The organism is Chitinophagales bacterium (assembly GCA_041392475.1).
GTDB lineage: Bacteria > Bacteroidota > Bacteroidia > Chitinophagales > UBA2359 > JAUHXA01.
On the sequence record JAWKLZ010000001.1, the window covers coordinates 2505869 to 2530584 of the forward strand.

Annotated in this window: 30 protein-coding genes; 2 read left to right on the top strand and 28 right to left on the bottom strand. The window is 36.6% G+C overall.

Going from position 1 to position 24716, the window contains the following annotated elements; genetic code table 11:
- Window positions 1-231: 231 nt before the first annotated feature.
- From ribD to R3E32_09350, 27 genes are all read right to left on the bottom strand, one after another.
- Window positions 232-1305, bottom strand: a complete 1074-nt coding sequence (gene ribD, locus R3E32_09220) for a bifunctional diaminohydroxyphosphoribosylaminopyrimidine deaminase/5-amino-6-(5-phosphoribosylamino)uracil reductase RibD (GenBank protein MEZ4884892.1) — start codon at window positions 1303-1305, stop codon at window positions 232-234.
- Window positions 1306-1381: 76 nt separating this feature from the next.
- Complete coding sequence (locus tag R3E32_09225) at window positions 1382-1699, bottom strand: PD-(D/E)XK nuclease family transposase (protein MEZ4884893.1); 318 nt, start codon at window positions 1697-1699, stop codon at window positions 1382-1384.
- 40 nt (window positions 1700-1739) lie between these two features.
- Entirely contained in the window at window positions 1740-2054 is a 315-nt protein-coding gene (locus R3E32_09230) for a hypothetical protein (protein ID MEZ4884894.1), read from the bottom strand.
- The gene (locus R3E32_09235) at window positions 2036-2677 is read right to left on the bottom strand and encodes a hypothetical protein (GenBank protein MEZ4884895.1); all 642 of its coding nucleotides are present in this window, start codon (window positions 2675-2677) and stop codon (window positions 2036-2038) included. The genes R3E32_09230 and R3E32_09235 overlap by 19 nt, the downstream gene beginning before the upstream one ends.
- Before the next feature lie 8 nt (window positions 2678-2685).
- On the bottom strand, window positions 2686-3642 hold the full coding sequence (locus tag R3E32_09240) for an RHS repeat-associated core domain-containing protein (GenBank protein ID MEZ4884896.1): 957 nt from the start codon (window positions 3640-3642) through the stop codon (window positions 2686-2688).
- 131 nt (window positions 3643-3773) lie between these two features.
- On the bottom strand, window positions 3774-4166 hold the full coding sequence (locus R3E32_09245) for a hypothetical protein (GenBank protein MEZ4884897.1): 393 nt from the start codon (window positions 4164-4166) through the stop codon (window positions 3774-3776).
- 318 nt (window positions 4167-4484) lie between these two features.
- On the bottom strand, window positions 4485-5039 hold the full coding sequence (locus tag R3E32_09250; GenBank protein MEZ4884898.1) for a hypothetical protein: 555 nt from the start codon (window positions 5037-5039) through the stop codon (window positions 4485-4487).
- Window positions 5039-6181, bottom strand: coding sequence for an RHS repeat-associated core domain-containing protein (locus R3E32_09255; GenBank protein MEZ4884899.1), 1143 nt, complete (start codon window positions 6179-6181; stop codon window positions 5039-5041). Before R3E32_09255 ends, R3E32_09250 begins: the two co-directional genes overlap by 1 nt.
- 156 nt (window positions 6182-6337) lie before the next feature.
- Complete coding sequence (locus R3E32_09260) at window positions 6338-6745, bottom strand: hypothetical protein (protein MEZ4884900.1); 408 nt, start codon at window positions 6743-6745, stop codon at window positions 6338-6340.
- A 6-nt stretch (window positions 6746-6751) separates the two neighbouring features.
- On the bottom strand, window positions 6752-7708 hold the full coding sequence (locus R3E32_09265; protein MEZ4884901.1) for an RHS repeat-associated core domain-containing protein: 957 nt from the start codon (window positions 7706-7708) through the stop codon (window positions 6752-6754).
- A 44-nt stretch (window positions 7709-7752) separates the two neighbouring features.
- Entirely contained in the window at window positions 7753-7893 is a 141-nt protein-coding gene (locus R3E32_09270; GenBank protein ID MEZ4884902.1) for a hypothetical protein, read from the bottom strand.
- Between the two features lie 55 nt (window positions 7894-7948).
- Window positions 7949-8401, bottom strand: a complete 453-nt coding sequence (locus R3E32_09275; protein MEZ4884903.1) for a hypothetical protein — start codon at window positions 8399-8401, stop codon at window positions 7949-7951.
- Between the two features lie 9 nt (window positions 8402-8410).
- Entirely contained in the window at window positions 8411-9295 is an 885-nt protein-coding gene (locus tag R3E32_09280; GenBank protein MEZ4884904.1) for an RHS repeat-associated core domain-containing protein, read from the bottom strand.
- A gap of 123 nt (window positions 9296-9418) precedes the next feature.
- Entirely contained in the window at window positions 9419-10258 is an 840-nt protein-coding gene (locus tag R3E32_09285) for a hypothetical protein (GenBank protein MEZ4884905.1), read from the bottom strand.
- Between the two features lie 6 nt (window positions 10259-10264).
- A complete protein-coding gene (locus R3E32_09290; protein MEZ4884906.1) occupies window positions 10265-11713 on the bottom strand; it encodes an RHS repeat-associated core domain-containing protein in 1449 nt (482 codons plus the stop codon).
- Window positions 11714-11995: 282 nt separating this feature from the next.
- Window positions 11996-12616 (bottom strand): hypothetical protein, encoded by a 621-nt coding sequence (locus tag R3E32_09295; GenBank protein MEZ4884907.1) that lies wholly within the window; start codon window positions 12614-12616, stop codon window positions 11996-11998.
- Window positions 12613-13224 (bottom strand): polymorphic toxin-type HINT domain-containing protein, encoded by a 612-nt coding sequence (locus tag R3E32_09300; GenBank protein ID MEZ4884908.1) that lies wholly within the window; start codon window positions 13222-13224, stop codon window positions 12613-12615. The genes R3E32_09295 and R3E32_09300 overlap by 4 nt, the downstream gene beginning before the upstream one ends.
- A complete protein-coding gene (locus R3E32_09305) occupies window positions 13212-13481 on the bottom strand; it encodes an RHS repeat-associated core domain-containing protein (GenBank protein ID MEZ4884909.1) in 270 nt (89 codons plus the stop codon). The genes R3E32_09300 and R3E32_09305 overlap by 13 nt, the downstream gene beginning before the upstream one ends.
- A 91-nt stretch (window positions 13482-13572) precedes the next feature.
- Window positions 13573-14280: a hypothetical protein gene (locus R3E32_09310; GenBank protein ID MEZ4884910.1), complete on the bottom strand. Its 708-nt coding sequence runs from the start codon at window positions 14278-14280 to the stop codon at window positions 13573-13575.
- Between the two features lie 62 nt (window positions 14281-14342).
- Window positions 14343-14657, bottom strand: coding sequence for a hypothetical protein (locus tag R3E32_09315; protein ID MEZ4884911.1), 315 nt, complete (start codon window positions 14655-14657; stop codon window positions 14343-14345).
- A 187-nt stretch (window positions 14658-14844) separates the two neighbouring features.
- Window positions 14845-15213 (bottom strand): hypothetical protein, encoded by a 369-nt coding sequence (locus tag R3E32_09320; GenBank protein MEZ4884912.1) that lies wholly within the window; start codon window positions 15211-15213, stop codon window positions 14845-14847.
- Between the two features lie 119 nt (window positions 15214-15332).
- Window positions 15333-15857 (bottom strand): hypothetical protein, encoded by a 525-nt coding sequence (locus tag R3E32_09325; protein MEZ4884913.1) that lies wholly within the window; start codon window positions 15855-15857, stop codon window positions 15333-15335.
- Window positions 15806-16042: an RHS repeat-associated core domain-containing protein gene (locus tag R3E32_09330; GenBank protein ID MEZ4884914.1), complete on the bottom strand. Its 237-nt coding sequence runs from the start codon at window positions 16040-16042 to the stop codon at window positions 15806-15808. Before R3E32_09330 ends, R3E32_09325 begins: the two co-directional genes overlap by 52 nt.
- 115 nt (window positions 16043-16157) lie before the next feature.
- Complete coding sequence (locus R3E32_09335) at window positions 16158-16727, bottom strand: hypothetical protein (protein ID MEZ4884915.1); 570 nt, start codon at window positions 16725-16727, stop codon at window positions 16158-16160.
- Window positions 16728-16909: 182 nt separating this feature from the next.
- Window positions 16910-17641, bottom strand: coding sequence for a polyprenol monophosphomannose synthase (locus R3E32_09340; protein MEZ4884916.1), 732 nt, complete (start codon window positions 17639-17641; stop codon window positions 16910-16912).
- A gap of 18 nt (window positions 17642-17659) precedes the next feature.
- Window positions 17660-18493, bottom strand: a complete 834-nt coding sequence (locus R3E32_09345; protein ID MEZ4884917.1) for an exonuclease domain-containing protein — start codon at window positions 18491-18493, stop codon at window positions 17660-17662.
- Window positions 18494-18574: 81 nt separating this feature from the next.
- The gene (locus R3E32_09350) at window positions 18575-19927 is read right to left on the bottom strand and encodes a Mur ligase family protein (GenBank protein MEZ4884918.1); all 1353 of its coding nucleotides are present in this window, start codon (window positions 19925-19927) and stop codon (window positions 18575-18577) included.
- Window positions 19928-20172: 245 nt separating this feature from the next.
- On the opposite strand from R3E32_09350, the gene R3E32_09355 reads away from it, so the two are divergent.
- Both R3E32_09355 and R3E32_09360 read left to right on the top strand, forming a co-directional pair.
- The gene (locus tag R3E32_09355) at window positions 20173-20325 is read left to right on the top strand and encodes a hypothetical protein (GenBank protein MEZ4884919.1); all 153 of its coding nucleotides are present in this window, start codon (window positions 20173-20175) and stop codon (window positions 20323-20325) included.
- A gap of 219 nt (window positions 20326-20544) precedes the next feature.
- Window positions 20545-22242, top strand: coding sequence for a hypothetical protein (locus R3E32_09360; GenBank protein MEZ4884920.1), 1698 nt, complete (start codon window positions 20545-20547; stop codon window positions 22240-22242).
- Window positions 22243-22388: 146 nt separating this feature from the next.
- Here the strand turns inward: R3E32_09360 and R3E32_09365 are convergent, their stop codons facing one another.
- Window positions 22389-24467 carry a tetratricopeptide repeat protein gene (locus tag R3E32_09365; GenBank protein ID MEZ4884921.1) on the bottom strand — a complete coding sequence of 693 codons (2079 nt, stop codon included), beginning with the start codon at window positions 24465-24467 and terminating at the stop codon, window positions 22389-22391.
- Between the last annotated feature and the right edge of the window lie 249 nt (window positions 24468-24716).

The following is a 24716-nucleotide window of genomic DNA, read 5'->3' on the forward strand; positions in this document are numbered from 1 at the left end:
ATTGAAAAGGTGTTTTGCTGCCTTGATAGTATATACACTCCATCTATTCTTCAAAAAGTGCGCTTGTAAGAATAGCCGCTAATATATTGAATTGCAAGGGATTTTGCAGTAAAAAACTTTGTTTCTTCTTTTAACAATTAAGCCGTTTTGCTGACATATTTGTGGCTATGTTAAATGAATTTTGAAAGCCTAAAGTTAATAAAAAGGTGGGCGGGAAAAAAAGACATTTTTTTAGGTTTTCCGATAAATTGCGCTTAGTTCATTGTCTCCAATCCATTCATAATCTGCCTTTTCTACCGACTTCAATATCGGAGCAGAAATGCCTTCACCCCAATACTGATTCCCTCCAAAAACTCTTGCTTCGTCCCAAAGCTCTAAATCAATAAAAGATTGCAACACTTGTCGACCACCTTCTACAATGAGGGAATTGATTTGCTGTTCGTGCAGATATTCAAGGATTTGGGGTACGATATTTTGGGAGAAATCTAAGGTTCGGAAGGTGAGGTTTTGAAGGGAGTCGGCTTTTTTTGCAGTAAAAACGATAGTAGGAACAGTTTGGTCAAATAGATGGAGTGTGGGCTTCAATTGAAGGTCTTTGTCTATGACCAAGCGCATCGGATTTTTTCCCGTCCAAAGTCTTGCAGTCAATTGTGGATTGTCTATTTCAGCCGTTTTTCGCCCCACCAAAATAGCGGCTTCTTCTGTCCGCCAACGGTGTGACAAACGTTTGGCAATGCTATTGCTGATCCATTCTTGTTTGCCCGCTGTTTTGGGAGCAAAAAAACCGTCTGCCGTTTGCGCCCACTTCAGGATAATATAGGGGCGATGCTGTTGGTGAAAGGTCAAAAAACGGCGGGTAAGGTGTCGGCATTTTTCGGCTGCAATGCCTGTGATCACTTCAATACCTGCCTCCTTCAATATTTCTATTCCTCGACCTTTGACTTTTGGATTGGGATCTAAACAACCAATGACAGCCTTCTTGATGCGATATTTTACCAGCAGATTGGCGCAAGGCGGCGTTTTGCCATAGTGGGCGCATGGCTCTAAGGTGACATAGATGGTGGATTCGGGGAGTAAGGGTAAATCCTCTTTTTTGACCGAAGCAATGGCATTGACTTCTGCGTGTCCTTCACCATATCGCTCGTGCCAGCCTTCGCCAATGATGCGGTTTTGATGCACAATCACTGCGCCAACCATCGGGTTGGGGGCTACGCTGCCCAATCCTTTTTGGGCAAGTTGAATGGCTCGGTGCATGAATTTTTGGTGTGAAGAATGGTCAGAGGTATTGGGATTTTTTGCTTGCATTCTTGAAAATGTTTTTGGGGCAATTTACAAAACAAAAAATTGCATTTTTGTCGCTGTTGGGGAATTGGAATTTGTTTTATAAACCCTCAATTTCCTGTTCACTTAAACCTGTATGTTCTGAAATTATACCAAAAGACATTCCTACCTTTTTCATACAGAGTGCGGCTTTCTTTAAGCCTAACTCAACACCTTCCTCCAAAGAGGTATCTACCACATTCTTCAAATCTCGGTAGTACTTCAAACTGCTCTGATAGGCTTCTCGCTCGGCAGGGGTGAACTTGGCAATTTCGGCGGCTTCAAATAGTTTTTCGAAAATCCGCTCCTGCAAGGCTTGCGGGCGTTTTTGCAGTTCGGTCAAAGGGTTGATGTATTTATCAGGTATGTTGATTGTCATCTTTATTGGCAGTAAAGGTGAGGTATAAAATTACACCTTTTTAACAACATCTTCTAAAGTTTGGTTGCTGTGTTGGATGCTTCAATTGGGGTTTGCTGCAATGAATCAAGAAAGAAAATCGGCAGCAAAAAGGAAGATTGTGTCTTTTTGTTGCCGATTCTTGTGGTATTTTTTGGGGTGTTTCTAAAATACTATCCCCATTCAAATCACTGACCCATAAGCGGATGTTTCCTAAGTGGTCTTTGATGGCGTATTCGTGGCGGTATTGAGTACTTGAGGTGAAAAATACTCGTCCTTCTGCGTGGTAGAAGGCTTCGAGGGAAACAGTTGTGTTAATTACAAGATAAACCAGCACATAAGGATGTTGCCTAAAAAACCTCCAGTGTTATCATCGTATTCCTGATATATAGGAGCAATAGCCAAAACTTTTTTTATTGGTATTCCATTATCAGTCTGTTGCCATTCCTCAATAACTATCATTCGTTTTAAACCTTTCCACCTTACATAACTTTGTTGTCTATATTCTTTAACAGTTCCCTCCATTACTACTCTATCTCTTGATCTTGACAAGGCTTTTATTTCTCTTTTTTTATATTCCTTTTTCCCATCAAAAGAAAGGCATTTAAGATTACCCTTTAAGGCTAAATCATACAATTCCGTTAATAAATGAGCTTGTTTTTTCTCTATTAATGTTGTATCCCAATAATTTATCGACACATAGTCTCTCACATCAAAGGGAGAAAAATACAACTCATCTTTTTCTACTTCTCTTACAATGCGTTTTCGCCAGATTAAATTCTGTTCTATCGAATCTTTCAATAAGATACTATCAGACAAATTTTTACCTATTGTAATCGCTTCAGAAGTTAGTATATATGGAATATTCAAATCTTCCATACTAATTATTGTATTTGATTCTTGAGCATTGCAGACACAATAGGATAAAAATAATGCAATTAATAAAATATTTTTTTTCATATCATTATTTAATTTGTGGGAACTATATTTCCATTATTGTCAGTAAGAGAAATAACTCTCATGTTGCCATTAAAACCTTCTTTAGTTATTGTCTGATTTCGTGGTAAACTATTTGGAGCAATAGCAACACTTGTTCCTCTAACTGGAGTAGGTAAGGTTCCTGTAGGAACTACACCTGAAAAACCACCAGGATTTATAGGGTCACCAGCTGTAACTATTTTTACATTATCATTACCTTCCCTTGTTTGAAAAGCTCCAATAGCTGTCCTAGGAGTTATTGTTCCCCTTGCAAGAGGTGTTCCCAATGTTGCAGAGCGTGTTACAACAGCACCAGTTACAGGTGTTGTAATAATATTATTAGATTGTTCTTCTGTTAATCCATTTTGATTAACCTTATCTTCAATTCTTATAGTAGAAGAATTAACTTCATCAACATAATTAACAACTTGATTTTTTTCTACATCAGTTAGTCGATTAAAACCGTCAACTTGATTATTTCGAGAAACATCAAGTGTTACATCTCCATTATTATCAATAGTGTAAAAATTATCATTTTGATTGTTATTCCTTTCAACAGCGACTAAATCGCCTGCCTCATTTCTATATAAATTATCTGGGCTTTTACCATCAGGGTCAGTTAGTTTAATTGGATTATCAAACACATAATTGTAAGGAGACCAAGCACTCATTTCCTCCCCCAAAGGATCCACACTCCACCACCTCGCCGCACCCGCATCATACCACCTCGCCCCATAGTCGAGTAGGTTCAGCCCAAAATCCGAAACCAATTCCTTCCCATTGTATTGATAAGGATTGTTCGCCCCACTCTGCATCCAAGGTCCTTCCATTTCCATCCCGAAAGGATAATAATGTTTTTCTTGCAGTATTTCGGAGGAGGTTTCTATAATTCCGTCATTGCCTAAGTCACTGACCCATAGGCGGATATTGCCTAAGTGGTCTTTGATGGCGTATTCGTGACGGTATTGAGTGGAGGAAGTGAAAAATACTTGACAAGAAAAACACTTGACAAGTGAATTCTACTTGTGAATTCCATAAATCCAAATATCCTCAACAAATTCATATTTTTTAAAAAAACTCAACTAATCATTTTTCTTAAAAACATTAAATGATAAGTTTCATAATAAAATAAATCTGCACTACGTAAACTCATATCTTCATTATAATTAATTTGAATGACACCTTTTTCTATACCTGCAATCCCGCATTCATCATAGGGTATAAAACTTCCTAAAGCGATAGAAATATAATACTCAATATTTACAAATAAATCTATATGCATATTTATGTTTAGAGCAGTCATTTTTTCATTTTTACTAATGGTAATTTCTAAAGGTTTATTATTGTCTCTTTCATATATAATGAAAGGGATATTGTATTTTAATCCTTCGGATTTAAACCAATTCTCAAAGTCTAATCTAACTTGTTGTATAGGAAAAAGATTGACTATCTTTCTTTTAGCATTAATCATATTATATAATTATTGATGAGTTTTGTCATGTGCTGAAAAATGTGGATTTCTCTCTATAAGTCCGTCTCTATCCAAGTCGCTGACCGCATAGCGGATATTGCCGATAGTCCTGTTCCGAAACCTCGGGAGGGTCTTTGATGGCGTATTCGTGGCGATGGGTAAAGACTTGTGCGTCGTTTGTGAAGAAAAACACTCGACCTTCGGCGTGATAAGTCGCTTCTATCGTACCGTTTTGGTATTCAACGCCTTCACTAAAAAAAAACAGCTAATATCTTAAAAGCTGTTTTTTTATACATAAATTCAGAAAATGTAATTGAATTACTCAATATAATGAGCATCACTCACTATCTTTATAAAATCAAATAATTTAGATTGCAGATTCTTTTTTTTCCTTCTTTCATTTGTTTTATACAAAAAAGAAAAACTAAATAAAGTCAATATATTATTGCCATTTATCACTATTTCTTTATGAATTTCTAAAGATACAAAATTTTCGTTTGAGTAGTTATTTCCATATTCTAAATAGGCAACCTTCATTACTTTTTCATTTTTACAAATGTCAAAATTAAATTGGTTAGTTATAAAAAATCCAGCATCTTCCATATAAGCATTAATGTAAAAAGTATCATCCGTATCTTTAATATTAATTGCACATGAAAAATCATCTTTTTGAGAACGATTGTCATAAAAACAATTTGAAATAGGGGTATTCGCTATTTTAGTAAAACGTGTAAATTGCAACGGAAAAGGTGAATTTATAACTAATTTGCCACTATTTGAACAATAATTTTCAATACTGGCATCATATAGCTTTTGACCTCCATTTTGCAAATTATAGGTGAATAATACGAGAAAGATTCCTATGTATTTCATTACTCTTTCCTTTTAACATTTGAGTCATAAAATTGTCTAAATTGAGTAATATGTGCTTTACCATCTTTCGTAAGCCGCATTTCCTGATTAATCACTATATCTTTACCATTTATTTTCCATTGTGCACGAATATAGTATTCTGGACCTGGTAATGTCACCATATCAAATTCACTCTCATCTCCCCTTTTAGAGCCATTGACCAAATCTTCTAAATCAACTCCTTCATTATGTACTTCATCATGACTTTTTCCTTGTGTTTGAATACCATACTGTTCATAAATCATTTTAGCAATTTTGCCTTGAGGTGTAATAACATTAGGCTCATCAGTATTATTCTGCATGTTTTCAATCTTTTGCAAATCCCCATAGTCCATTGTAGCCGCTTCATCATTATCAACATTAACTTCATCTGTTTCAGCACTCATTGTAAATTTTGTATCTCCATTATTTTGAGCTTCTTGCAACATTCCATATAATTGAGAGGATCCTTCTGATACTTCTCCCTTATAATTGTCATTTTGTGAAACAGTCACCTTTCCTTTCTTGCTAATACCAACAGAATAGGCATCTCCTAAGCCACGCTGCAACCAACTTTTTACTGTTTTAATAGCCTGTTCCTTTTCTGCTTTATTAAATCCTTTAAAGCTAATAGTTAATTCCATCCCATTAGGGTCAATAAATTTCATAGGATTATTGGTAACATAAGCAAAAGGATTAGTAACTGAGTATTTCTCCGCCATCAAATCTACACTCCACCATCTTCCAACAGCCGCATCATACCACCTCGCCCCATAATCCATCAAATTCAGCCCAAAATCCGAAACCAACTCCTTCCCATTGTATTGATAGGGATTGTTTGCCCCACCCTGCATCCAAGGTCCTTCCATTTCCATCCCGAAAGGATAAAAATGTTTTTCTTGAAGAATCTCACTCGGTGTTTCCAAGATGCCATCATTGTCCAAATCACTGACCCATAATCGGATGTTGCCTAAGTGGTCTTTGATGGCGTATTCGTGGCGGTGGGTAAATACTTGTGCATCGTTTGTGAAGAAAAACACTCGTCCTTCTGCGTGATAAGTCGATTCTATTGTTCCGTCTTGGTATTCAACGCCTCCAATGTAGTCTTTAGTGCTTACCAACACATTGTTGTCATAGACTTTTTGTTGGAGTTTGCTGCCTCCCGCATCGTATAGGACTTCGATGCGGTGATGGTTGTAGGTCTTATAAAAAATCGACTGAAATTAGATTTTAAACTTATTTCAGTCGATTATTAATCAATATATTAATGTAATTTTAATTCACTCACATCCTAAAATACATCTCCACTTCCTTAAATCATTGTAAAATAATTCAAGATTTGTATAGTACCGTCCTATCTTTCCCGCACTGCCACTAAAATGACCTGTTATATGAACAACATCTTTAAGGACATAGGCTTGAAGTGAGAAACAATTTTTTAGCTTTGTTTTAAACTCTTTATTCTTATATTTTTTTTTGGGATATAATTTCTCCAAATAATCCACTTTTTCACAATCATTCAAACCTTCATACTCGTCTATATAATCACAACAAATAGGCTGGAAATCACAATGCGATGTATCACTTAGGGAAACCCTATAATTTTTAATGTTAATTGATTCATTTTGCCCGAAAATATTTAGGCAAAAAAACAATAACAATATTTTTATGATAAATAAATACTTCATATTATTCTATTTTAATTTTTCAAATGATTTAATTTTTCCCTTTTCTACTGTGAATGATAGAAATATTGTGGGGCTATTACCTCGTTTTATATTGGTATAGCCTTTACCACTTACGTTTGTAGGTGAATATTTTTCACCTCTTTTAAACCATGAATTGGTAATCGTATAACCGTTAGCTTTGCCTTCAACATCCAAACCTAAGCGATGTCCATTACTTAATGTTCCTTCTTTTCCATAATCATGATAATCATCATCAAAAGCATTTCCTTTCACTTGTTGTTGATAAGCTTCTTCGACTTCATGTGCAAAACCTCCAGCAGCAGAAATAAGCCCTCCTGACAATTTATCAAGCGTGATTTGGTCACCAACATCAACTTTTTGAATGTCTTTTCCATATGCCCCTCCAACAATATCTGCACTACTTTTATGAAATTCAAGATTAGTATCATCGTCTGATTGAATTGCTTTATCCATAACACCAAATAGCACCTGCCCTCCTTGATCTAAACCACTAATAAACTCGTAATCCTTTTCTGCATCTAACCCTTTATCGTCTTTCCCTGCCCCTTTTTTATGAAGTGTTAGGTTTCCATTATTAACTCGACCTTCTATTTGACCATTGAAAACATGCTTTATTAACTGGTGTAAAGACTTCATATCTCCTGAAACTCTAATGTTCATACCGTTAGGGTCAGTAAGAAGCATTGGGTTATTTACTACATAAGCATACGTACTAAAAGGAGAGTATTTCTCCCCCAAAGGATCCACACTCCACCACCTCGCCGCCGCCGCATCATACCACCTCGCCCCATAGTCGATTAGGTTCAGCCCAAAATCCGAAACCAATTCCTTCCCATTGTATTGATAAGGATTGTTTGCCCCACTCTGCATCCAAGGTCTTTCCATTTCCATCCCGAAAGGATAGAAATGTTTTTCTTGAAGAATCTCACTCGGAGTTTCCAAAATTCCGTCATTGTCCAAATCGCTGACCCATAGGCGGATGTTGCCTAAGTGGTCTTTGATGGCGTATTCGTGGCTTTCTTGTAGGCTGTCGGGCAGACCGTCGAGGTTGTAGTCGTCTGTGAAATAGGCTCTGCCGTTGCCGACATGGTCAGCAATCGTATATTGATAGGTCGGTTTCCAAGCATTTTGATTGCCTCCATTTGCAGCTTCTACCCTGCGCCACTCAATTAATGCTACTTTTTATGTGAAAAGATTAAGCCACTCTTGCAAATTTTCATTACTCATGTTTGCTATAGCCTCTATGTCATAGTTTATATCCTTATAATATAAATTATTTGAGTTTACATTGTGTGTTTTTATAACCCCTTGTTCAATATCATTGCTTATAACTAATTTTTTTTTAGTCGATAAATCGAATAGGTTTTTAAGAAAAATATTAATGAGGTATTGTTCTTTATCAGTAAGCTTAGATGGTACCCAAGTTGGGAATTCTGGTTTTTGATGTTCAAAAAAATTGAAAAAAACATTCATATTAAATTTATCTACATCTAAAACGCAATATACTTTTAGATTATTCGCCATATCCCAAGCAACTAATTTTACATATACCCAATCTTCTTTATCCAGTGCTTCAATAAAGCCCTCTACGATTCCATCGTACCAATCTAAAATAATCTTTTTATTGGAAGTCATCTTTACATTTTATTGTGAGTTAACAGGTGAAAATACTTTGTTGAAGGTAGCTGTTGTTTCTTCTGTGACAGGTTTAGGTAAAAAAACAGTATAATGATTAGAGTTTGAACCTGTCTGCTTAACTTTAAATTGTTGGCTTACTTCTAAATAAGTAGCAGACCTGTTTTTTCTATCTGAACCACTTATTCTTTTTTTCCACATTGTTGAGACTCCATGACCGTATTTTGGATTTTTTTCAGCATTAGCCGCCTGCATAGATAAGCCCTCTTTAGTTTCTGGTCCTGGCCCAAGTCTAACAAGGAAACCTCCTTTGTCTTGTTCGTCATCTTCCTGTGTATCTCCAATCGTATCAGGTTGGCTATCCGAATCTGTATCCACAGCCTGTGCGGGTTCACTTTTTGTATCAGAATCAATAAGACCTATGCTTACACCAAAACCAATTGCTCCAGCTTTCAGCCAGCTCAAAACTCCTCCAGATTGTGTTCCTGTACCAGTAGAATAAGAAGATGCACCTGGAATTATACCACTACCTCCACCTCCAAGATAGCCTCCTCCGTCAGCAAAGTCTCTATTAGGTGTACTATCTCCTTGCCCACCACAGCAAGGTGCTTTCCCATCAGGATCAACCAACCTCAAAGGATTATTCATCACATAATTATACCCACTTAAACTTGCATAATCCTCCGCCAAAGGATCCACACTCCACCATCTTCCAACAGCCGCATCATACCACCTCGCCCCATAGTCGATTAGGTTCAGCCCAAAATCCGAAACCAATTCCTTCCCATTGTATTGATAAGGATTGTTCGCCCCACTCTGCATCCAAGGTCCTTCCATTTCCATCCCGAAAGGATAAAAATGTTTTTCTTGAAGAATCTCACTCGGAGTTTCCAAGATGCCATCATTGTCCAAATCGCTGACCCATAGGCGGATGTTGCCGATAGTCTTGTCCCGAAACCTATGAATGGTCTTTGATGGCGTATTTTCATTAGTTGGTCTTTATGGCAATATGCTTTCTCAATAGGCAAACTTGTACCCTTCATTCAAGAAAACACTATCTTCAATCCCACTACCTGTTATGAGCAACTCTTCATATTCTTCAATGAAAAGTTTACTACTATCTATTTGAACTTTGCTTTCCTCATAACTTAAGTAAACTTCTCCAATATCTATAATTTCACTATCCTTACATTTTAACCTTACTTTTATAACCCCTTTTTCTAAATCACGGATGATCAAGCAATCATCGTAGTGCAAATCTATATACTTGGTCTCAATAGCAGCACTTAAATTCATATTCATATCATTATCAACAGAATAGTAATTTTCTATAACACCGTTATAAACTGTTCCGTTGTGAACTCGCTCTTTTATCACAATTTCTTTTTTACTATCCTCATTAATATCTTTAAAATAAAGTAAGGGTTCTTCCAAAAGTCGAGACTCAAATCTAAATCCTGCTTCATTATTTTCCATCCATTTTCCATTAATATAAAAAGGGTTAGAACTTAACTTTCCAGTTTTTATATTTTCAGCAAAAACAGTGTAATACAATATAGCAAAACTCTTTAACTTTACAACATATATATTTATCTCATCACTGTATTTTACCATAAATATGCCATCAATTTTATCTTTTTCATATTTTGTTTCGTAAAAATTTAGCTCTATGATATCGTTGATTTTTTGAAATACCCTCATATGTACTTCTTCTCTTTTACTCAAAGTATCATTATATGTCACAAAAGTACTATCACTGCGAATAACAACATTATATAAATCATTGTTTTTGTTCGTTTTATACGTACACGAAATAATCAAAATACTGACTATAAAAAAATACATTTTATTTTTCATGAGATATTATTTTTTAGGAGTAGCACTATAAAAATTAATGTAGATTGGTCCTACGGCAGCATCACCTCCACCTGTATTATAAAATGGTCCATAAGATTTCACCACTTTTTCAATATTATTTTTAGTATCAAGGCCTCCATGTGATGCAGTAGGAGAAGGACGAAGGGCAAAGTATTTAACATTAGAATTATTTTTTATTTCAGAAGCAACATTTGGAAAATTATCTGTCATATGATATGCAGCAAGCTTTTTTTCAAGAGGGTGAGTAAGGTCAGCTTTATCCTTTTGAACATCTGAATTTCTTTCTTCTCCTATAAAATCAATTCCAGCTCTTGCTTCAAGAAGCTCTTGTGTCTTTTCTTTGTCCCATTCTGAGGGATTATACATTTCCTTAGCTTTAGGGTTCATACTTTTAGTTGGGTATAACCCTTGTGTTTCACCCCAAGAAATTTTACTTATACAATCTGCATTTTCGCTTGTAATAGGCTCTACATTGTGTGGATTTCCGTCAGATTGTGACTGTCCAGACTTTTCATTACTTTCTTCTTCATTATCTTGATAGATAACAGTTTTACTCTCTCCGTCTTTAGTATCATTCCAAAGTGTATTAATCATATTTGCTGTACCCTGTGGTGCTACTGGTGCCATTCCTGTTGGATCTATCATTTTGATAGGATTATTAAAACCATAATTATACCCACTCCAATTGCTCATCATTTCCCCCAAAGGATCCACACTCCACCACCTCACCACCGCCGCATCATACCACCTCGCCCCATAATCCATCAAATTCAGCCCAAAATCCGAAACCAATTCCTTCCCATTGTATTGATAGGGATTGTTTGCCCCACTCTGCATCCAAGGTCCTTCCATTTCCATTCCAAAAGGATAAAAATGTTTCTCTTGTAGGATTTCGGAGGGTGTTTCCAAGATGCCATCATTGTCCAAGTCACTGACCCATAGGCGGATGTTGCCCAAGTGGTCTTTGATGGCGTATTCGTGGCGGTGGGTAAATACTTGTGCATCGTTTGTGAAGAAAAACACTCGTCCTTCTGCGTGATAAGTCGCTTCTATTGTTCCATCTTGGTATTCAACGCCGCCGACATAGTCTTTAGTGCTTACCAACACATTGTTGTCATAGACTTTTTGTTGGAGTTTGCTACCTGCGGCATCGTAGAGAACTTCGATGCGGTCGTTGTTGGGGAATTGGAATTTTGAGGGGAGGTTGAGATGGTTGTAGGTGATGTTGAGGGCTTTGTCGGGGTCGTAGGTCATGTTGCCATTGGCATCGTAGTAGTAGTCAATGGTATTGTTGGTGTCGTTGAAACCACGGACTTTGTGACCTGATGTGCCATTGTCGGTGATTTGTTTGATTTGGTTGCTGTTGGGTTTGTAGGTATAAGTTAGGTCGTCTATGGTGGCATTGCTCCAACAAGTGCCTCCATTGAGGTACAATCCGTTGCGGCTTAGGCTTTGGATGTTGCCTCGTTCGTCGGCATAGGTGATGTCGACATCAAATTTGCCAGTGGCAGAATAGGTATTGTTGCTGTTTTGGATGCTTCAATTGGGGTTTGTTGCAATGAAGGAAGGAAGGAAATCGGCAACGAAAAGGAAGGTTGTGTCCTTTTGTTGCCGATTCTTGTGGTATTTTGTGGGGTGTTTCTATATATACCGTCATTGTTCAATTTCCCTACTCGATTAGTGGCTATTCTTATTTCAATTCTCACTCAGTAAATTCTACGTTTCATTCAATGGAATATCATCATAATGATGAACATTAAGTTTTTTCATATAATATATGATATTATTTATATATGTATCAGGGCATGCCTTCCCCTCATTCCAAAGAGGTTCTTCTGGAAGAAAAGTCATTTGACAAGTATTGTTCTTGAAAAACATGATATGAATGTTAAAATTTAATTTTTTCTTATTTTTTTTAATATTGGATATTCCACTATTGACAATTAATTGTTCTAAACTTTCATTATTTGTATAATAAAAGCTCCAAGATTCATATTCAATCCCTATTTCTTGTAGTTTATATATAAAATAGTGATACATTTCAAATCTCACATCTTTAGTTGCTCTAATGAGGTAGTGTAAGTATTCTATTGCAGAACAGGGCGATTGAAAAGTCTTTAGCGTATTTTCTTTGTTCAAGTACTCCAATCGGTTTGGAGGTAAGTATAAACTGTTATCAAAAAAAACATCTATTCCATTTTCACGCCCTTCTAATATAACATTTCTACAAGTTGCGAGTAACTTATTTTCACTCATATAAAAATGCTCAAGAAATGGGTTAATACCATCGCTACAATATAGGTTAAGCAAAGCGTATTTTAGGTCTTCTAAAATCATTCTTTCAGTTTGTTGATAATAACTTTATGGTCTCTAAATATTTGAAATCCTCCATTTGGGAAAACCTTGGTATAATTACCCCCTGTTGCACTTCCTGCCTGATATATTGTTTTAATCCCATCCCTAAAGATTACATTATTTTCGCCAACTAATCTCAAAATTCTGTCATCCGTTTTTGTTTTATCAAGAAATCTGAAAACATTCTCCAAATGCTGTATAGTTTCATCTTGAGATGTAAGTTTACTGGCATCTATATTATCTGCATATTCCATAAATTTCTTTAATCTCTGTTGCCAGTATGTATTATGCACCAACACCCCACTCTCCGACACCAAAAAATTATGCTCTCGATACACCTCCAAATTGAAAACGCTATGCTGCCCCTCCAGTTTTTCTTTAGACAAAAGTGCTGAAATTCCAGCTTTGGTTTTCACCCTCTCACCTATTTCCAAATCACCAACAGCAATCCAATCTTGCCTATCTACAGACCAAAATGGATGTACAGATGTTGCTCCAATCAGCTGCTCCAAACCTTCAAAATAATAGTTGGAAACATCCGAACTAATATGTTCAAATTTACCCGTTATCGGACGACTTACCCACTCCAATTGCTCATCATTTCCCCCAAAGGATCCACACTCCACCACCTCGCAGCAGCCGCATCATACCACCTCGCCCCATAGTCGATTAGGTTCAACCCAAAATCCGAAACCAACTCCTTCCCATTGTATTGATAAGGATTGTTTGCCCCACTCTGCATCCAAGGTCCTTCCATTTCCATCCCAAAAGGATAGAAATGTTTTTCTTGAAGAATCTCACTTGGTGTTTCCAATATTCCGTCACCATCCAAATCACTGACCCACAAGCGGAGTTGCCTAAGTGGTCTTTGATGGCGTATTCGTGGCGGTATTGAGTGGAGGAGGTGAAAAATATGCGTCCTTTGGTGTCATCGGATACTAATACTCATTTATAATCCAATCCCTTCTATAACAAGATTGAACTTCAAAAATCGCTCTTTTTTTTACATAATTATCATACATATTTTTCATATTAAGCCCATCTATCTTTATGTTTTCTAAAAGTGCAGAATCCTTTTTTCTTCCCTTCAAATGTACTATTTTTTGATACAAACTTGGAGTTATATGAGCGTTATTATGATGTAAATAACGATAGAAAAATTCTGCAAACTCATTGTATTTAAATCCTTTTAATTTAAATACTCTACCTTCTACAAAAGCTATAATAAAATCGCACTGATAGGGTATTTCATTTGCTTTGAACTTGTGAAGTCCTATTAAATTTTCATAATAATGAATATTGTTTATAGAATCAATATTAAATTTTTTGCTATAAAATCCCTTATAGATATTGAAAGAAAAATCAATGTAATTACCGTTTTCTTTTTGAAGAAACTCCTTTTGGAAAAAAAAATGCAATTTATTTAAATCTCTAAATTTTACATTAACAAATTGTATATCAATAAGGTTAGAGGAGGTTAGCATTTCACTTTCTAATTGAGAAATATCAATACAAGTTCCGTTTTTTTGAGAAAACTCAAAATAGTCCGCTGCTACCATAAGTTTAGCAATCGTTTCTATGCTATCTTGTTGCCCTAAACAAAGTTGAACCTCTAAAAAGATTAATAATAAACAAAAGTATTTCATATTTCTATTATCGTAGTTGGTTGTTTGGCGTTCAATTACATGAGTTTTGATATTAGTTCCATTTAATTAGAATCCACACTCCACCATCTCGCCGCCGCCACATCATACCACCTCGCCCCATAATCCATCAAATTCAGCCCAAAATCCGAAACCAATTCCTTCCCATTGTATTGATAGGGATTGTTTGCCCCACTCTGCATCCAAGGTCCTTCCATTTCCATTCCAAAAGGATAAAAATGTTTCTCTTGAAGAATCTCACTCGGAGTTTCCAAGATGCCATCATTGTCCAAGTCGCTGACCCATAGGCGGATGTTGCCGAGGTAATCTATAGTGGTAGTATTTGATAGTCGAAGTGAAATATACTCACCCTTCGGCATAATAGATAACTTGTCTTATACTGATGTAGTCTAGTCATAATTGAAAAGGTCGTTTACTAAAAAAGCCAAGAAAAAATAGGTTTTCAAACTATTTTTCTTGACTTTAAGAAACTAATTATCAACACAATAAAAACAGTCTAAGTATTTAGAATGCCACTATGAAAGGATTGCATTTTCGACTGCCATCTTAATCATAAGAAATAAAAACATCATATATTCCAAAATAGCTATCAGTAACCTCTCCATTGCCATCAAATTCTAATTCATACCAAAAAATATGTCTTCCTTCAACCCTATCTTTAGCAATTAATCGAACCCGAAAAAAACCCACTCCTCGCATTTTGCCACTTAGTATAATAGTAGTGTTTTTATGTTCTATATCCAATTCATTAAGAATAACACCTTTTGGTAGAAAGGGAATAAATTCCCTCATAGACTCCTCGTCTTCAAAATGGTACTTTTTTAATGCTTCAATAGCCTCAATTTTGAGAGCATTTAAATTATAGTATTCAATAAACCTTTCTTCTAATTCATTCAACATAAAATTTCTATTCATTTATAATTTTATCAAAAAGCATGTTCTTTATTTTTTCAACATCTCCTGTTTCTTTAATTTTACCTAGCACTCTATAATGACTTGCCCCCGTCTTTTTTATTTTTATTTTTATTTTTATTTTATATGTATAACCAGGATATTTTTTTCATTTCTGTTGCAGTTAACCTAACAATTCCAGCATTATCTTTTGGTGCTACTAATCCCTTTTTCATAGCAGCATCCATTGCATCCGCTATCCCTAAGTCTTTTAATTTATTAAATACACTATGTTTTATAGATCTAATTTTCGGCAGGCAATTATTATGTACTAATAAACTCCCATCCGACACCAAAAAATTATGCTCTCGATACACCTCCAAATTGAAAACGCTATGCTGTCCCTCCAATCTTTCCTTAGATAAAAGCGTAGAAATCCCCACTTTGGTTTTCACCCTCTCACCTATTTCCAAATCACCAACAGCAATCCAATCTTGCCTATCTACAGACCAAAATGGATGTACAGATGTTGCTCCAATCAGCTGCTCCAAACCTTCAAAATAATAGTTGGAAACATCCGAACTAATATGTTCAAATTTACCCGTTATCGGACGACTTACCCACTCCAATTGCTCATCATTTCCCCCAAAGGATCCACACTCCACCATCTCCCCGCCGCAGAATCATACCACCTCGCCCCATAATCCATCAAATTCAGCCCAAAATCCGAAACCAATTCCTTCCCATTGTATTGATAGGGATTGTTTGCGCCACTCTGCATCCAAGGTCCTTCCATTTCCATTCCAAAAGGATAAAAATGTTTCTCTTGTAGGATTTCGGAGGGTGTTTCCAAGATGCCATCATTGTCCAAATCACTGACCCATAAGCGGATGTTTCCTAAGTGGTCTTGTCCCGAAACCTATGAATGGTCTTTGATGGCGTATTTGTGGCGACATTGAAGGACTATCTCAATAGAAATACATTTTTTTTATTATGTTTTCTGATTCTGTAATAATTTCATCAATATTTTTCCCATCTACAGGAACTTTATATCTAATACTTACATCATACCCGTTTTGAGTTCTTCCAGCTATATCCATAGCACAATATGATTTATTATTTATAATACTATATGAAAGTATTTGAATTCTATTGAATTTATTTTTATTTATATAAATAGTATTTTCTTTAATTATTTTTATTGAATCTGAAGTATTTTCATAAAAAAACTTTCGAGTTGCAGCTGCAGTTTCATAATGATAGCCTTCTACCCAATTTGCTTTATTTTCATAAGTTAAATAAATAAATTTACATTTTTGTAAATTGCAAAAAATTATTCGTTTTTCTCCTTCACTAATAGGTACATGTTCTATAGGTATTTCATCGATATCTCCTATTTCAAAATCAGGTGGATAAAAAAATACCATACCTAACTCTTCTATCTTTTCAACTTTCCAGTTAGGATATTCTTTATTACAACCAGCCAATAAAATGAATATGAAGAAGATGCCAACCTTATCTCTGCCTTTTAATTTCATCTAAAACTACTAAGGATTGTCAATAAAATAATATCCCGATTTAGGCTTTTGAAGTTTATACTGAAATAGATGAAATACCTGAAAATTATTATGTTATCAAAAAAAACTTCAAAAATCTTTATGACATCGAAGAAGTCATTTTGTTGGAGTTACTAAATCATAATAGGAAAAATCCCCACCCCTCATTTATAACTCTTAAAAAACCCTTTCCACCGCATCGCCACAACCCCCAAAAAAGCCTCTTTGAAGATAGAAGTACTCATTTTGGAAACCCCTACAATTCGGTCGGTGAAAATGATGGGTACTTCTTGAATCTTGAAGCCCAGTTGCCAAGCGGCAAATTTCATTTCGATTTGGAAAGCATAACCCACAAATTCGATTTTGGAGAGGTCAATGGTTTCCAACACTTTGCGGGTATAACACACAAAACCAGCCGTAGTATCCTTGACAGGAAGCCAAGTCACGATTCTTACATAAACCGAGGCATATTTGGAGAGCAAGATGCGGTCGAGGGGCCAATTTTCCACGCCTCCGCCCTTGATGTAGCGAGAACCGACCGACATATCCGCCCCTTCATTGGCGCAGGCATCGTAGAGCCGCACCAAGTCTTTGGGTTTGTGCGAAAAATCGGCATCCATCTCAAAAATATATTGATAGTCACGCTTCAAGCCCCATCTAAAACCATGTATATAGGCCGTTCCCAAGCCCAATTTTCCTTTTCTTTCCTCCAAAAACAAGGAATCCGCATATTTCTCGACCATCAACGAGCGCACAATTGCAGCCGTTCCATCGGGGGAACCATCATCTACAATAAGAATGTGAAAATCTTTTGGAAGGGCAAACACTGCTTCAATGATGTTGGTGATGTTTTCCTTCTCATTGTAGGTAGGAATGATAACGATACTATCTGACAAATCTGGATGTTTTTTCAATTATTTAAATCGCATTTTCAACTTGATAGCAGTTAATTTCTGCTTGGTATCCAACAAAAAATCACTTCGCATGATCCAGTCGTAATATTGAGGTTCTTTTCGCAACACTTCTTCTACGGATTTGTCTTTGTGCTTGCCAAAATTGAATTTCACCACTCCCTCATCCAATATCAATCGCCGACCCGAATCTACAAAGTTGCCGTCTTTGGAAAAATCATGTAAAAAATCAACATCATTTTCTATTTCATCGTACTTTTCGAGTTGCGCCAACAGCACTTCGTAAGTTGCGATTACATCAGCCTCCGCACTGTGGGCATTCGTTAGGTCTTTGTTGCAGTAAAATTTGTAGGCGGAGGTCAAATCCCGTCTTTCCATTTTCTGAAAAATCCGCAATACGTCTATCAATTTGCGACTATCTGCCTTGAAGTCAATATTTACCCTCAATAGTTCTTCTACCAATAGCGGAATGTCAAAGCGATTGGAATTGTAGCCTGCAATGTCGCAACCTGCAAAAAACGAAGCCAACTCTTTGGCAATTTGGGCAAAAGTGGGTTTGTCTTTCACGTCCTCATCGTAAATGCCATGAATCTCGGACACTTCTTTGGGAATTGGTATAGTGGGATTGACCCGATAGGTTTTGGTGATGGTTTCACCGCTGGGCATGACCTTCATGACACAGATTTCCACTATTCTGTCTGTTGCAATATTGATACCTGTCGACTCAATATCAAAAACGACAACTGGGCGTTTCAGATTCATTTTGAAGGTAGAGGTGTCTCCATTTTTTTCATTTTCAGGTGTTCCACCAAAAATATCCAATTGTTCCATATTCATGTTGTGCATTAAAATTGTGTAAACAGACTTCGGAAGTTGTATAAACTTCCGAAGTCTTCTCACAAGGGTTTAGTCAAAGAATCAGACTACAAAGTTAGCAATCTCTTGAAGATTCAGCTTATCAAAAGTACCCGAACTCATCAAAAGCAAATCTTTGTGTTGGTAGTTTATACTTTTAAGATAAGCAATTAGTTCATTTTTTGTAGTAAAAATTTGAAGATTGGGATGCTGGAAAGCTGCTGCGACTTCTTCTTTCGTCAATTTCGGCAGTTTCTTGATGGCAAATGTATGGTCTTCAAAAAAGACAACTGCCTGACTTGCAGCATTGAGCGTGCGTTTGTATTGCGGCAAAAAATCACGGTTCAGGCTGCTAAATGTATGTAGTTCAAAACAGGCTATCAATTCACGGTTTTCGTGTAGTTGGTTCATCGCATGGGTCGTTGCTTCTACTTTTGAAGGAGCATGGGCAAAATCTCGGTACATCGAAGAAGTATCGCCCTCTGCCACCAATTCCAAACGCCTTGCAGCCCCTTTGAAGGATTGAATGGCTTCAAAAAAAGCATCCGTAGATATACCCAATTCGCTGCAAATCAATCGTGCGCCTTCCATGTTTTGCAGGTTGTGACGGCCAAATATTTGAAGCGGATGGTCTTTGTCTTCATGCTGAACCACAAACTGTGCATCTTTCACATAAAACGCAGGCGTTTGATAAGCCTTTGTTTGCAGGTGTTGGGCTTTTTCTGCCACTTTTTCTACTAATTTATCCTCTGTATTGTAAATCAAAATACCCTTATCGGGCATTTTTTCTGCAAAAATATGGAACTGCTCCACATAGTTTTCAAACGTAGGAAAAACGTTGATATGGTCCCAAGCAATGCCAGAAAGTAAGGCAATATTGGGGAAATAGTAGTGGATTTTGGGATGTCGGTGCAAAGGTGAAGATAGGTATTCATCTCCTTCAATAACCATAATCGGTGCATTTTCTGTGATTTTGACGCTGCTATCAAAACCTTCCAAACTTGCACCGACCAAATAATCAAAGTCTTGCTGCCAATACCGAAGGGTGTGCATGACCATTGCCGTAATGGTCGTTTTGCCATGACTCCCTGCAATGACGACCCGTTTTTTGTCTTTTGACTGTTCGTAAATATAAGCAGGATAGGAATAAATCGGAATCTCCAATGCCTGTGCTTGAAGCAATTCTGGATTGTCTTGCCGAGCGTGCATTCCCAAAATCACCGCATCCAAATCTTCGGTGATATTTTCTGATTGCCAGCCTTCTTTTGCAGGTAGCAAGCCATGTTTTTCCAAATTGGTGCGAGCAGGATTGTAAATCTCGTCGTCGGAGCCTGTCACCTGATAGCCTTTTTGGTGTAGTGCAATCGCCAATTGATGCATGATGCTCCCTCCCATTGCAATAAAATGTACTTTCATGGTGTAAAATTAAGCGTCAAAGCTAAGAAAAACTATTTTTTGAAAAAATAGTAATGTTTTAATGTGTCTTCCTTCAATAAATGATTAGGAGTATCGTTATAATTTTGTATTTTTGCGGCACATATGTTGCTACTTGTTCGCTCAAATCATTCTTGTATTATTTTAAACATTATTTTTTATAGCAAAAAACCTTTACTTCTAATAATAACATTTTTTATTCAACACTTCAAAAAGGTTTCAATATCATGAACAAGCAGTTAATTGTAAAAAAAATCAGTCTTGCTATCGTAACATTTGGGCTAGTAGCCGTTATTTTCAGTTCTTGCCATAGAGGTTATGGTTGTCCTGGCAAAATCACTTACGATACCGAAACACAACAGGTAGAGCAAGATTGTTAATACATCTGCAATGCCGTTTTGCAGTCGTTTTATACGGAGGCAAATAGCCATATACGTATTTTATATCATACAATCTATTTAAGAGACCTCCAATTTTCATTGAGAATTGGAGGCTTTTTTATATTATCCATTATTCCTAAGTACAGGCCAAAAGTATATTTCTATCATAAAAACCTTGTAGGTTTAAAGTCCTGTGCTGAAACATTATTTATAATAAACATGCCTACAACTATTACCGATAGAAGCAGCGCACAAGAAGCAAGAGCTGCAATTGAACGCATCTATATAGCTATGCGTCATTTATTTATCCGAGGAAGTTACAAACCTTTGGGTGTTTCGGGTGAAGCCATTATTGAAGCTTTACTGACACTAAAGCCCGAAATCTATGGCAGTATTGCAGATGCCGAAAGGGTAGAGTTGGACGGCTTATTGTATATTTTTGAGCGATTGCCAAAGGGCATTGAAGAATGTCGCTACATCAATTTGATTACAAAAGAAGGATTTGAACATTCCAATTTCCCACCTATCAGCGCACCTAAAAGAAGGCGAAATAGCTACCGAATAGATAAGGAGCAGATGTTTATTGAAATGACGCGTGGCAAAAGTGATGTATATGACATCCTCACCCACTTGACTTTTTTGTTCATAGAATCCAATAAGATTCGCCGCAATAGCATGGATGCGAAAGGACAAATTCGGAGAGAGTGGAAAATGCTTGAAGAGATTGTCCTAACTGATAAGGAAGAGAATTCTTTCAATGAAGAAGTAGCTTATACTTATTTGAGTGCCTTGTTGGGGCGAACCTTTGATGAAGTAGCTACTGCCTGTCAGCGTTTTGCAGCAAGCAAAGCGGTCAATAGTCTTTTTCACATCACTTATTGGTTGGGTAAATTGGCGATGGAAGACTTGGATTTGGGTAATGACCGAGAGATTACTTTTTCTTCTACACTCCGACAAAAAATTGGACACCATGTGTATGGCGCATCTTGGGCGCACAATATCAAACAATTGTTATTTGATGAAAAACTGATTGAGCGTCCGATACACATTATAAGTGCCAATTTGCACAGTGTGATGAATGTATTTTATGCTTCGGAAGCCTTGAAAGAAAGGTTTAAGAACAGTCTTATTGAAGAAATCGCCAATGAATTGAGCCAAGATACCAATAAATCATTGAGAAGAGAGGTAAAACATTTTGCTTTAGAGAATGGCATGTTTGAAATCAAGGATGCAAGTGGGGCAAATATTGGCGTACATATTTTTGATACGGCAAAGATTCATTTCCCTAATTTACCTACCAATTTGCAGCCACATAAGAAACTAAAGGACAAGGACAAACCAGTTATTTTGGTGATGGATTATGCTTTTGGTGAGCAGGCTTTTGAAACGATGGACGAACTGCTAAAACCTTTTGAACAATTAGATAAGGAAGATATTTGTCTCAATGTACAGTCCATTTCTATCATGGGTAAAGCTGGCACATTGATCGGCAATAGAGGAGCGATTTTGATTCCAAATGCACACGTTTTTGAAGGCACAGCAGATAATTATCCTTTTGAAAATGAGCTACGAAAAGAAGATTTTGAAGGACATGATCTTGAAGTGTTTGAAGGTTCGATGATTACTGTTTTGGGTACTTCGCTGCAAAACAAAAGTATGCTGCAATTTTTTCAAACTTCTTCTTGGAAAATGATTGGACTGGAAATGGAAGGGGCGCATTACCAAAAAGCAATTCAAGCGGCTTCAAAAATTCGGAATAGCATCAAAAAAGATGTGGCGATTCGATATGCTTATTATGCTTCGGATAACCCGCTATTGACTGGTCATACTTTGGCTTCTGGAAGCTTGGGTTTGACGGGAGTGAAACCGACTTATTTGATTACCTTGAAAATATTGGAGGGGATTTTTTTGCAGTAAAAAATCGGTTCATCGAAGATTTTAGTGGAATGAGACTTTTGTAGTTTATTCTTAAAGATATGGAATGTTTGAAAATCAGTATGCTCTCAAAAGAAAACTACAAAAGTCTTTAACTGCTCCACTAAAAATATCCATGAGTCTAAAAATCAATACGCTCCTACTGCCAATTGCTCACTCAAAAGCGACTCAGTTTCTATTCCTAAATTTTTGGAGATAGAAAAATAGAAAGTGCTTCCTTTTCCTGACTGCGATTCAACCCAGATTTCGCCATGGTGTTGTTCCACGATTTTTTTGCAGATAGACAAGCCGATACCAGTTCCTTCGTATTCGGTTCGGTTGTGAAGACGCTGAAAAATCACAAAGATTTTTTCGGTATATTCTTGTTGCATTCCTATGCCATTGTCTTGCACGGAAAATACATATCTGTCTGGCAACTCTACACAATCAATGTTAATAAGTGGCGAATCTTCTTTTCTAAATTTTAAGGCATTGCCAATCAAATTTTGCAGTAGTTGTACCATTTGTGTGCGATTTGCATAAAGAGTCGGCAGATGACTGGTGACAATCTCCGCATTTTGTTCTTCAATAAAAGACTTGAAGGAATTTTTTACCGTACTCATTACCCTTTCTAAATCAATTTTTTCGTATTCTCTTGAGACAATTCCAATACGAGAATAGGCTAACAAATCGGTCAGTAAGTGGTGCATGTGGTCTACCGAATTGGTGATAAACTGCATGTAATCCTTTGCCTCTTCATCATGGTAGTCTCCACATTTTCGGTTGAGTAGGGTGATGAATCCACCAATATTTCGTAGAGGCTCTTTGAGGTCATGAGAGGCTATGTAAGCAAACTGTTCGAGGTCACGGTTGGAACGTGCCAACTGTGCATTTTGTGTTTGAATCTTTAGATTTTTGTCGGTCAATATGCTGTTAACTGCCGCCTGATTTTTGTAACGGTAAAAAACAAACAACAACAACAATGTGACCATAGACAGCATCAATACCAAACATCCAATAATGCCATATCGGTAAAGCGCTGCTATTTCTTTGTCTTTTTTGAGCAGTTCAATTTCTTTTTCCTTCTCCTTTTTCTGAATTTCATAGTTAATCTGCAAATGCGTCATTTTTTGATTGGTCGCATCGTTCATCATCGAATCTTTGTAGGCAGTATAGGTTCTATACATCTCAAAAGACTTCTCCCATTTTTCTGCTTTGCTATACACGCGAGACAACATGAGGTAAGAATCTCTAATCAAAGGTTTTTCATTGATTTCCTGAGCAATCGCCAATGCTTGCTCCAAACTGGAAATTCCCTCATCATAGTTACCCAACAACATATTCATATATCCTTGAGCCTGCAAACTGGTATTTTCACCAAACTTATCGCCCATCTCCCGCCTCAGTTGAAGAGCTTTGTATAGATAAGGTCGAGCCTCTTTTGTTTTACCAATACTCAAAAAATCAGCCGAAATATTGTGTGACGCATACGCAATACCTTTTACATAGTTTTTTTCTTCCGCCAGTTTGAGCGCTTCAAAGTTTTTTTGCAGTGATTTGTCATACTGTTGCATACGTCCATATACACTGGCAATGGCAGCCAAACTTTTAACGATTTGCTGCTCACTTTTCAATTCCTTTTCTATTGTCAGACTCTTTTCATAATGCACCAAAGCTTCTTCAAAATTTTGCTGAGCAAAATAAATAGAAGCTATTTGATAATATGAATTGGCGATTCTTGATTTATTGTTTTCTTCTTCCCAATACCTCAATGAACGAAGTTGGTAATCGTAGGCTTCATCCGTATTTCCCATAGACAAATATAAATCCGACAACTTACCAAAAATTTCGACTTTCTGAATTGTTGAAATAGTTGTTTCACCAACGTCCAATGCCTTTTTCAGTTCATTCATAGCCGTTTCTGGCTGCTTCAAGGTTTTATAGACATCTGCAATATTGGAGTAAATATTGGCCATTTGGTGTTTTAAACCCAAGGTTTCAGCCTTCGCCATTGCCATATCGTAGCTTTCTAAGGCTTCTTGCAAACGATTATCTGCTAAGTAAACAAGACCAAGCTGTTGATAACTATCTATCAATCCTAAATCGTCCACGTTTTTTTGCTGCACTTCAATCACCTGCAACAAACTGTCAACATTGGCATTGACACTCGAAAACGAATGTACTACCAAAAATAGGAACAAATAAGCGATATAATTTCGATAATTCATAAGATGATAGGGCTAAACTAAATATGGAAAAAGACAAGTTCGTTTGAAATAAGCATATAAAAACTTCACTCTTGGGTTTGGGAGATGTTGTTTAAGGAAAATTCAAATTAAAAACTCAACTACAAAACTTGTTCCGTATTTTAATCGGGATTCAAACAATACTTTGAAAACAAGCACATTGCATTTTAAAATTAGCTAATTTATTGCCTAATACTTTTGCTTTGGTATAAAAAATGCCACTCCAAACTA

Excerpts from the sequence above, each read along its gene's own strand:
- ribD (MEZ4884892.1), bottom strand. The coding sequence starts at position 1,305 with ATGCAAGCAAAAAATCCCAATACCTCTGACCATTCTTCACACCAAAAA.
- R3E32_09225 (MEZ4884893.1), bottom strand. The coding sequence starts at position 1,699 with ATGACAATCAACATACCTGATAAATACATCAACCCTTTGACCGAACTG.
- R3E32_09235 (MEZ4884895.1), bottom strand. The coding sequence starts at position 2,677 with ATGAAAAAAAATATTTTATTAATTGCATTATTTTTATCCTATTGTGTC.
- R3E32_09245 (MEZ4884897.1), bottom strand. The coding sequence starts at position 4,166 with ATGATTAATGCTAAAAGAAAGATAGTCAATCTTTTTCCTATACAACAA.
- R3E32_09250 (MEZ4884898.1), bottom strand. The coding sequence starts at position 5,039 with ATGAAATACATAGGAATCTTTCTCGTATTATTCACCTATAATTTGCAA.
- R3E32_09260 (MEZ4884900.1), bottom strand. The coding sequence starts at position 6,745 with ATGAAGTATTTATTTATCATAAAAATATTGTTATTGTTTTTTTGCCTA.
- R3E32_09270 (MEZ4884902.1), bottom strand. The coding sequence starts at position 7,893 with ATGCTTGGAAACCGACCTATCAATATACGATTGCTGACCATGTCGGCA.
- R3E32_09275 (MEZ4884903.1), bottom strand. The coding sequence starts at position 8,401 with ATGACTTCCAATAAAAAGATTATTTTAGATTGGTACGATGGAATCGTA.
- R3E32_09285 (MEZ4884905.1), bottom strand. The coding sequence starts at position 10,258 with ATGAAAAATAAAATGTATTTTTTTATAGTCAGTATTTTGATTATTTCG.
- R3E32_09295 (MEZ4884907.1), bottom strand. The coding sequence starts at position 12,616 with ATGATTTTAGAAGACCTAAAATACGCTTTGCTTAACCTATATTGTAGC.
- R3E32_09310 (MEZ4884910.1), bottom strand. The coding sequence starts at position 14,280 with ATGAAATACTTTTGTTTATTATTAATCTTTTTAGAGGTTCAACTTTGT.
- R3E32_09315 (MEZ4884911.1), bottom strand. The coding sequence starts at position 14,657 with ATGCCGAAGGGTGAGTATATTTCACTTCGACTATCAAATACTACCACT.
- R3E32_09320 (MEZ4884912.1), bottom strand. The coding sequence starts at position 15,213 with ATGAATAGAAATTTTATGTTGAATGAATTAGAAGAAAGGTTTATTGAA.
- R3E32_09325 (MEZ4884913.1), bottom strand. The coding sequence starts at position 15,857 with ATGGTGGAGTGTGGATCCTTTGGGGGAAATGATGAGCAATTGGAGTGG.
- R3E32_09335 (MEZ4884915.1), bottom strand. The coding sequence starts at position 16,727 with ATGAAATTAAAAGGCAGAGATAAGGTTGGCATCTTCTTCATATTCATT.
- R3E32_09345 (MEZ4884917.1), bottom strand. The coding sequence starts at position 18,493 with ATGAATATGGAACAATTGGATATTTTTGGTGGAACACCTGAAAATGAA.
- R3E32_09350 (MEZ4884918.1), bottom strand. The coding sequence starts at position 19,927 with ATGAAAGTACATTTTATTGCAATGGGAGGGAGCATCATGCATCAATTG.
- R3E32_09355 (MEZ4884919.1), top strand. The coding sequence starts at position 20,173 with ATGAACAAGCAGTTAATTGTAAAAAAAATCAGTCTTGCTATCGTAACA.
- R3E32_09360 (MEZ4884920.1), top strand. The coding sequence starts at position 20,545 with ATGCCTACAACTATTACCGATAGAAGCAGCGCACAAGAAGCAAGAGCT.
- R3E32_09365 (MEZ4884921.1), bottom strand. The coding sequence starts at position 24,467 with ATGAATTATCGAAATTATATCGCTTATTTGTTCCTATTTTTGGTAGTA.